This is a genomic window from Acinetobacter sp. MD2(2019), from assembly GCF_035615615.1.
Classification (GTDB): domain Bacteria; phylum Pseudomonadota; class Gammaproteobacteria; order Pseudomonadales; family Moraxellaceae; genus Acinetobacter.
Genome location: NZ_VTDU01000026.1, coordinates 20308 through 28835, shown reverse-complemented (window position 1 = coordinate 28835; position 8528 = coordinate 20308). Strand labels below are relative to the sequence as shown.

The following is an 8528-nucleotide window of genomic DNA, read 5'->3' as shown; positions in this document are numbered from 1 at the left end:
CAAACAATTGATTGGTAAGTTTTTCACTGTGGGTATTGAAGGAAATAATTGTCGATTGAGGCATCGCATCAGGCGAGGATTTAGGAGAAGCTGTAACTTCTCCAAAAAGCTTGAGAATCATTTCAAAGCGTTTGATTTAGTGTTCTTTTATATCAACAATGGATCCGTCTAATGCCAGCATACTTTTTGAAACACCACCAAAAATAACACTGCCAATAAAATGGTTAAAATAGGGCCAATGGCCGCAATCATGGCCGATTGCGCGGCACCTAAACGGGCAATACTTTGCATGAGTAAAAACGTCGGTAAAACCGTCACAAAAATACCCAATCCAATGCCGTACAGCCAAACGCCTGTAGGTAAGTTACCCAGTAAGTGAAGTGCGTGTGGCGTTGCTAAAAAATAATGAACCAATGTGCCAATACAGGCAACCGTTAAGGCCAACCCTGTAAAATTCGAGGGGCCAAAGGTGCGAATTAATTTCGGCGTGAGTAATAAATAACTGGCAAAAGCAACCGCACTGGCAAAGACTAAACTTGCCCCTAACCAAAAATTGCTTTGTAATGGTGCATGATTTTGCTCTTGTAGCAGTACAATCACCGTTCCACCATAACTAAGAAAAATAGCAACACTCGTCTTTAGTCGTATTCGTTGTTTATAAATGACGCTAGAGGCTAAAACCGTTAAAGTGGGATATAAAAATAAAATAATCCTTTCTAATGAAGCACTAATATACATTAGGCCGACAAAATCGAGCCAACTGGCAAAATAATAACCTAATAAGCCTGCCACAATCAGCAAGGCGATATCTCGATAGCCAAGAGCTTGTTGTCGTTGGTGCTTAAAATACCATGCCATAATTAAGAAGAATGGCAGTGCCGTGCCCATGCGTAAAGCCATTAAAACCGTTGCATTGACTTGTTCTGACAAGGCATAGGCTTGCTTAATAAAAATAGCTTTTGAGCTAAATAAAAAGGCGGAACACAGCGCACATAAAGAGCCAATTTGGGATTTAGACAGCGCCATTTTAATCATTTAAATACAGAAAATTGGTAAAAAACCAGCACATTATTTCATATTTTTAAAGTCCTATCTTAAGAATAAATTAGATGATGTCACTATTTATTAAATAAATGATGTATGGCAATTGCATTTTGCTTGACTAAAATCGAGTAAAAGCACCAACAAAATATAGAAGCCTTGTGTAGATATTTTGTTTTGTCCATATATCGAGGAGGAACGCTCATGCAGATCGGAATCCCAACTGAAACGGTTGCAGGTGAAAATCGTGTCGCTGCGACACCTGAGACAGTAAAAAAGTTGATTGGCACTGGCCACAGTGTCGTCATTGAACGTGGAGCAGGGGTAAAAGCTGCTTACATTGACAGTGCTTATGAACAAGTGGGCGCCACTATTACGGATGATGCCTACCAAGGTAGTCAATTGATTTTGAAAGTTCGTGCGCCAGAAGGTGATGAAATTCAAAAGCTTTCAGCCAATACCACCGTTGTGGCGATGTTTGATCCTTATCGTAATCCTGATTTGGATACATTCGCGAATCAAAACGTGTCTGCATTTGCATTAGAACTGTTACCACGGACTTTATCGCGTGCACAGAATATGGATGTACTTTCATCACAAGCCAACTTGGCTGGATACAAATCCGTATTACTGGCTGCAAACGAATACCAACGTATGTTCCCAATGCTGATGACGGCTGCGGGGACTGTAAAACCTGCGCGTGTTGTGATTATGGGTGTTGGTGTTGCGGGTCTTCAAGCGATTGCAACAGCAAAACGTTTAGGTGCAGTGGTTGAGGCAACAGATCTTCGTCCAACAGCCAAAGAGCAAGTCGAGTCACTTGGGGGTAAGTGGTTAGATGTGCCAATGTCACCTGAAGAACAAGCTCGTGCTGATGAAGCCGCCAAAAACGGCTATGGCTGGACACCGGGCGAACAATACATCAAAGATCAGGCTGCGATTGTTGATAAGGCAGTTTCAAATGCCGATATCGTGATTACTACTGCATTATTGCCAGGTCGTAATGCACCACGCCTCATTAATGCGACAACGGTTGCCAAAATGAAACCGGGTTCGGTCATTTTAGACATGGCGGTTGAAACAGGCGGTAACGTTGAAGGCTCAAAAGTAGGTGAAACAGTTTTTACTGAAAATGGGGTGAAGATTTTGGGTGTGCCAAATATTCCATCGACATTATCGACAGAAGCATCAGCACTTTATGCGCGAAATGTTTTCAATTTTGTTGAAACATTATTTGATGCAGATAAGAATTTCCAAATTAATCCAGAAGAAGAAATTCAAAAAGCCCTATTGGTCACTCATGGCGGTCAAGTACTGCTGAAACGTGGTTAAGGAGAATACTCATGGTTGAAACGATTACAATTTTCGTCCTTGCCATCTTCGTAGGTTATTACGTGGTATGGGGAGTAACACCTGCATTGCATACGCCACTGATGGCGGTGACCAATGCGTTGTCTTCAATCATTATTGTGGGTGCGATGATCCAAACGGTTGGTCTTCCCATGATTGGTGTTGAAGGTAGTGTGGACTTTCAAACCATTAATGTCGTGAGTGTATTAGGTGCAGTTGCGGTGTTCTTGGCGAGTATTAACATTTTTGGTGGTTTTGCGGTGACTGCGCGCATGCTAGAAATGTTTAAGCCGAAGCAAAAAAAATAAGAGGACGAAAACATGGAATTTATTCGAGCGAATGCAGAGTGGTTCTACCTTGTAGGTGCTGTCCTGTTTATTATGACGCTTCGTGGCTTATCTGGCCCTAAAACTGCGATTTCGGGTAACCGTTATGGCATGATCGGTATGGCGATTGCGGTATTAACGACCTTTTTTGTTGCTGATCATCCTGTGGTGTGGATGATTGTTGGGGCGATGGTGTTAGGTGCAATTGTGGGGATCGTGCGTGCACGTACAGTCCCTATGACGCAAATGCCTGAAACTGTTGCACTCATGCACTCTTTGGTGGGTTTGGCTGCGGTTTTGATTGCGATTGCTGCAATTTTGCACAACAATCAACTAACCGTTCTGTTTGAACAAAACGAAGCGGCATTGAATGCTGCGGGTGTTCAGCATGCACATATGAGCTCAGTTCATTTATTTGAATTGTTTGTGGGTTGTTTTGTGGGTGCCATTACCTTTACCGCTTCTGTATTTGCCTATGGTAAATTGGCTGCGAAGAAATGGGCAAAAACCATTTCAGGGGCTTGGGTGAAACCAGTTCAGGCTATCATCTTTATTGCAATGTTAGCGTGTGGTTTCTATTTCTTCACCACAGGCAATATGACCGCTTTCTGGGCAATGACTGCACTTGCACTTGTGTTTGGATGGGTATGGATTGCACCTGTCGGTGGTGGTGATATGCCAGTAGTGGTATCACTCTTAAACTCATTTTCGGGTTGGGCGGCAGCGGGAATTGGTTTTACCTTAGAAAACAACATGTTGATTGTTGCTGGTTCTTTGGTGGGTTCATCGGGCGCAATTCTGTCTTACATTATGTGTAAAGCCATGAACCGTAACATCATCAATGTTTTGTTTGGTGGTGCCATGGGCGGTTCTGCGGTTGCAGGTGCAGCCAAAGGCGAACAAGTGCAACGTAACCATCGTTCAGGTTCAGCAGATGACGCAGGCTTCTTGATGTCAAATGCAGACAGTGTGGTGATTGTACCCGGTTATGGTATGGCGCAAGGTCGTGCACAAAATGCGGTTAAAGAATTAGCGAATCTATTAAAAGAACAGGGTGTTACTGTACGTTTTGCGATTCACCCAGTTGCAGGTCGTATGCCAGGTCATATGAACGTTTTGCTTGCTGAAGCAGATGTGCCTTATGAAGATATTTTGGAAATGGATGAGATTAACTCAGACTTTCCTGCGACCGATGTGGTGCTGGTGATTGGTGCCAATGACGTGGTCAACCCTGCGGCAAAAGATGATCCAAGCTCTCCAATTTACGGGATGCCAATTTTGGAAGCACATAAAGCACGGACGATTATGGTGATCAAACGCTCAATGGCAACAGGTTATGCTGGCTTAGACAATGACTTGTTCTATAACGATAAAACCATGATGATTTTTGGTGATGCCAAAAAAGTGGTGGAAGATATGATCAAAGCCATCAATGGAAATGGTCACTAATCAAATATGATATGAAAAACCACCTTCAGGTGGTTTTTTGCTGCGATAGAGCTGAATGAGCAGCAATGTTTAGACAGGATATTGCATTTGCATGGTTATATAGAAATTCAGCAACAAGTTCATTTGCCAATCAAAATATTTGTCGTTAATCTATTTATATAGATAACAATGATTTATGAATAATGGATGCAAAAGTTTTAAAAGATATAATTCATCAACTGTATTATTGGAATGGCCATGAACGAGAGGCTGCACTACATCAACTAGAAGGTTGTTTTGAACCTGAATTATTTCCACATTTATTACGAAAACTCAGTGATTATGTTGCCATTAATCAGCAGTTAGCTGCAACACATCTCGCCACATGGGCAAACCAACCCAAGTTTTCTGAATTATGTATACATTATTTTGTGGATATTGTGGCAGCTACAAAACGCATCCGCATGGTGCAAGATATTGAAACACTATTGTTGGCTCAAATTGCACAAAATTTAGAAAGTGTGCAATTGATTGTATCGACGAAGCAGGGCAAATTAAGTCGTGCTTTATTTAGCTTTGTTGAACAGAACAAGCTGATGGATGAGGCTGATTTACTATTGATGTCTGAATACGCCGTCGATCAGAAAATTCGGCAATATTGGATAAATCATATTTTAAAACAAGCGGTTGGTGTTCAAGAACAAAGTTTTATAGCGACCGCATATATCGATGTTAAAAGAACGATTATTAAGCATTTGTTTGAGATGAATCAGCTGAGCGATGATCTTGTTATGTTGGCATTTAACAGTCCCTATGTCTCTTTAATTGATTTTGCAATTTTTGTATTAAGACGAAGAAATTTTAATTTTAATCATTACTTTAATGCTTTAAAACCACGTGCAAATGATGAAAAAATTAAAGTGTCTGTATTACAAATGCTATTGCTAAATTGGAATAAGCAAGACTTTTGCTTACATTTTTATAATCTGAAAAATCCGACTACGATGATGGCGATCATCAATAAAGCGATTAATCTGCGCTATTTATCTATTGCTGAAGCAGTCAACTTACTTTGTAGCAAAAAGTTAAAATTGCCATTTCATGTGATTAAAAGATTGGTAAAAATAGGTGCTGAAATGTCAGATATTGATGATCTTTATGCATTAAGTACGACGAAAATTTGTTTTGAGCAAAGATTAGAGATTTATGATGATCTCGTTTTTTGGGATCGTATCGATTGGCTTGTGAAAATTTGGAAATATTGCAATACAGAACATGAGCAGCAATTGTATAAAGCAAAAGTACTGCACGTTTTAACGTTTGCTAAAAACCAATATTATGCGCCAATTTGGACGCCACAATTAAAACAAGAAAATTGGATTTTATTAAAGGCGGTTGGAAATTCTTTTAATTTATATGATCAATACACTGATGAATATAATAATATAGCTAAGCTGTTGAAAATAAGTTAAATGATTTGAGCTTGCGAGAGTTTTATTTTAAATAAAAATCAACTTAAAACATATTTTTGATGAATAAGGGGTGTCAATTGCGTCAGTATGGGAAAATTAAAACGTATAATCAAGAACGTGGGTTCGGCTTTATTGCCTTGGACGATGGAAAAGATTTGTTTTTTCACATCAAAGATTTTCCAACAGGGCAGTTACCACAAATTGGTGAAAAATTAAGTTTTCAAATTCAGCAAGAACAGAATAAAACGCGAGCAATACAAATTATTCGTTTAGATCATTCAAGTGATAAAAGCATATTGCAGCATGAAGTTATTTCGACACCGGCATGGAAAAAAAAGGCAAATAACAGACAATCAAAAGCTTCATTTCCTTTATTTTCATGGATGTTTGCTGTCATTATGATTCTTTGTTCAGCTTATTTTATTGGTGGACAAGTACAGCAATATTTACATCGTAAAAATTTATCTGAGCAACCCGTAACATCATTGAATTTAAAAAGGGAAAATTCAGTTGCTATCACACCTGTAAGCTCAAATTTTAAATGTGATGGACGAATACATTGTTCGCAAATGAACTCAAAAGCTGAAGCAGACTGGTTTGTACGGAATTGTCCAGGAACAAAAATGGATGGAGATGGTGACGGAGATGCTTGTGAAAATGACAGTCGCTGGTAATTTTTAGCATTTTAATATTGCAATAAAAAAGCGACCATGTGGGTCGCTTCTTTTTATCTGCTTTTATCATTTAAGCCGTGGCTTCAGGAGCCGCACGCCATAAGCTTTCTAAATCATAAAACTTACGCGCAGTAGGTAACATCACATGTACCACAACATAACCTAAATCGATTAAAATCCACTCGGCATCACGTTCACCTTCAACGCCAATTGGACGAAAACCAGCTTTACGTGCTTCATCAGCAACGTTATCAGCCAAGGCTTTAACATGACGAGTTGATGTTCCGCTTGCAATGATAATTGCATCAGCAACATTGCTGACATTGCTCACATCAATTTCAAGAATATCTTTTGCTTTTACATCTGTAAGTGCTTCATGAATAACATTTAAGCAAGCTTGTACATTGTGCTTATCTGTTGTGTTCATAGCGAGTTCGTGCGAATTAGAAGCGCTGGGCGATGGTTCTAAATTCATATAAAGTTAATTTTCCAGACTATTACTCATCATCTAATATAGTCGTTTTGCGCTAAAAATTCAATTGCCTGCATAAGAATTATTCAATATGGTCGAAAAACTGCTGTTTCCACGCGAAACTTTGTTCCGAGTTTAGGCTCGGTTTATATTCAGCAGCCGTAAAACCGCTGTAGGTTGACTGCTTAATCCATTCAAAGATACGATTAAAATGAAGATCTCCAGTGTTGGGCTCGTGTCGATTTGGGCAATCTGCAAATTGAATATGTCCAATTTGATGAATATTTTCGTGTAAGGTGCTGATTAAATCTTCGCCCATCATTGCCATATGATAGCAATCGTATTGTAATTTTAATGCCGGATGTTGAACTGCATCCAAAATATCCTGCGCTTGAGCAATATTTTGGATTAAAAAGCGCGGCATATCGGTGCCGTTTATCATCTCGATAAGAGGCTGAATCCGATATTCACTGAGTAAATGTGTGGCTAATTTTAAATTGTCAGAAAGTGTGTTTAAGCAAGAGAGTAAATCTGCATCGTAAGGTTGTTTACCGGCTAAAATGTTAATATTGGGCACGTGCAGCGCCAAGGCATAACGTAAGCCAAGTTGCAGTGCTTGATAAAACTCAGATTCTTTGCCGGGAATACCTGCAAGCCCATTCCCGCCTTGCATTAAGTCGCCGGCCGGCAGATTAATGAGGCATAAATTCAGGCTGTAGCGTTCAAGCTGCTCGCGAATTTGTTCGATGCTCAGTTCGTATGGAAATTGGATTTCAACATGATCAAACCCATGCTTTTTGGCCAAGGCAAAGCGCTCAATTAAAGGCACTTCGGTAAAAATCATTGAGAGATTAACAGCAAGTTGAATCATCTTTATTCTCCGTTATAACAGCAAATTAGGCTTTGATGTGTTGAATCAACGTTGAGAGATCTTGTGTGGCATAACCTTGTTGTTGATGATCAGACAATTGTTTTAATGCACCTTCGGCCACAGGAAGTTGAAGTTGTAAATGTTGTGCCAGTTGGATGGCATTGCTCAGGTCTTTATTTAATGTTTGCACCTTCCACTGTACCGGTTCAAAACATTGCGTTGCCATACGTGGTGCTAAAATTTGAAACGGTTTTGAGTCGGCAAAACCATCGCGCAGTGCATCTGCAAGGCGATGGGTGTCTACATTGGCTTTGGTTGCAAGTGCGATGGCTTCTGCAATTAACGTGCTGGTGGCGGCCACAATCAATTGGTTACATAATTTGGTGGCTTGCCCAGTACCCGATGCGCCCATATAGGTGACGCGCTGCGAAAGTGTTGCATAGATCGGGCGTAGTACGTTAATGCTGGCTTCATCGCCACCGGCAAAAACCACTAAACTGCCTTGTTCGGCGCCTATCGTCCCGCCTGAAACAGGGGAATCAATCCATGTGGCATGTTTACCTTTGGCTTGCTGGGCAAGGTGTTGGGTCGATTCAACCGTAATGCTCGAAAAGTCGACTAAAATTTGTGATGCCGTTAAAAAGGGTTCAATCTGTTCAAAGACGGCATGTACTGCAGTGTCATCGGCAAGGCAGAGCAAAACAATAGGATAATCTGCAATTTCATTTAGGTTTAGACGAGTTGCCCCTTGGCTTTTCAGCGCGTCACATGCGGTTGGGGTACGGTTCCAAACCGCAACTTCGAAACCTGCATGAAGCAAACGTGTAGCCATACGACTGCCCATAAGCCCCATCCCTAAAAATGCAATTTTTTGCTGAGCTTGCATAATTCACC

At 40.5% G+C, this 8528-nt stretch carries 9 protein-coding genes and 1 pseudogene; 6 read left to right on the top strand and 4 right to left on the bottom strand.

The features are described from left to right. A partial coding sequence (locus I2F62_RS11620; RefSeq protein WP_324625973.1) for an IS1 family transposase occupies positions 1 to 172 on the top strand: 172 nt, incomplete at its 5' end. 26 nt (positions 173 to 198) lie between these two features. On the opposite strand, the pseudogene I2F62_RS11615 reads toward I2F62_RS11620, so the two are convergent. Then, positions 199 to 1032: pseudogene (locus I2F62_RS11615) on the bottom strand (DMT family transporter); the annotation flags it as partial. A gap of 213 nt (positions 1033 to 1245) precedes the next feature. Here I2F62_RS11615 and I2F62_RS11610 point away from each other — a divergent pair. From I2F62_RS11610 to I2F62_RS11590, 5 genes are all read left to right on the top strand, one after another. Next, a complete protein-coding gene (locus I2F62_RS11610) occupies positions 1246 to 2373 on the top strand; it encodes a Re/Si-specific NAD(P)(+) transhydrogenase subunit alpha (protein WP_324627166.1) in 1128 nt (375 codons plus the stop codon). Between the two features lie 11 nt (positions 2374 to 2384). Further along, a complete protein-coding gene (locus I2F62_RS11605) occupies positions 2385 to 2699 on the top strand; it encodes a proton-translocating transhydrogenase family protein (RefSeq protein ID WP_324627165.1) in 315 nt (104 codons plus the stop codon). A 12-nt stretch (positions 2700 to 2711) separates the two neighbouring features. Next, entirely contained in the window at positions 2712 to 4166 is a 1455-nt protein-coding gene (locus I2F62_RS11600; RefSeq protein WP_324627164.1) for an NAD(P)(+) transhydrogenase (Re/Si-specific) subunit beta, read from the top strand. Between the two features lie 410 nt (positions 4167 to 4576). Continuing rightward, positions 4577 to 5617, top strand: a complete 1041-nt coding sequence (locus tag I2F62_RS11595; RefSeq protein WP_324627163.1) for a hypothetical protein — start codon at positions 4577 to 4579, stop codon at positions 5615 to 5617. 77 nt (positions 5618 to 5694) lie between these two features. Beyond that, entirely contained in the window at positions 5695 to 6291 is a 597-nt protein-coding gene (locus I2F62_RS11590; protein ID WP_324627162.1) for a cold shock domain-containing protein, read from the top strand. A 70-nt stretch (positions 6292 to 6361) separates the two neighbouring features. On the opposite strand, the gene rsfS is transcribed toward I2F62_RS11590, so the two are convergent. The 3 genes from rsfS to I2F62_RS11575 form a co-directional block, all read right to left on the bottom strand. Continuing rightward, on the bottom strand, positions 6362 to 6766 hold the full coding sequence (rsfS, locus tag I2F62_RS11585) for a ribosome silencing factor (protein ID WP_324627161.1): 405 nt from the start codon (positions 6764 to 6766) through the stop codon (positions 6362 to 6364). A gap of 79 nt (positions 6767 to 6845) precedes the next feature. After that, complete coding sequence (locus tag I2F62_RS11580) at positions 6846 to 7634, bottom strand: hydroxypyruvate isomerase family protein (RefSeq protein WP_324627160.1); 789 nt, start codon at positions 7632 to 7634, stop codon at positions 6846 to 6848. 25 nt (positions 7635 to 7659) lie between these two features. Further along, complete coding sequence (locus I2F62_RS11575) at positions 7660 to 8520, bottom strand: NAD(P)-dependent oxidoreductase (RefSeq protein WP_324627159.1); 861 nt, start codon at positions 8518 to 8520, stop codon at positions 7660 to 7662. Positions 8521 to 8528 lie beyond the last annotated feature (8 nt).